The sequence below is a fragment of the Nonomuraea sp. NPDC048916 genome (assembly GCF_040649575.1).
Classification (GTDB): domain Bacteria; phylum Actinomycetota; class Actinomycetes; order Streptosporangiales; family Streptosporangiaceae; genus Nonomuraea.
Map to the genome: position 1 here is coordinate 1 of NZ_JBEZFS010000301.1, position 371 is coordinate 371.

Here is a 371-nt window from a genome sequence, read left to right on the forward strand (position 1 = left end):
TTGCCCAGGCCGAGCGTGGTGCCGGCGCCGGCCAGGGCCAGGCCGACCATCACGATCGCGTAGATGATGTGGTCGTCCATGAAGGGGTTGGTGGTCAGGGGCAGTGCGGCCGCCCACATCATGACCATCAGGAGGCTTCCGGTGACGGCGGCGATCCGCAGGCCGACGCCGAGGATGAGCGCGGTGCCGATGCCCAGCAGGCCGAGCATGAACAGCCAGTCCACCCAGGCCTGTCCGGCCAGCGAGCTGAAGAAGCCGCCGAGCGCGTTCTCACCGGTGCCCTTGAGGAAGCCGGTCGTGGGGCTGCCGCCCTCGATCCAGGCGCGGTTGGCCGGAGTGGCGAAGCCCCAGCCGAAGGTCTTGTCGAGGAA

1 protein-coding gene is annotated in these 371 nt (G+C 69.3%); it reads right to left on the reverse strand.

Annotated elements, in window-relative coordinates; translation table 11 throughout:
* A partial coding sequence (locus AB0C16_RS40960; protein ID WP_357691618.1) for a hypothetical protein occupies window positions 1–371 on the reverse strand: 371 nt, incomplete at both ends.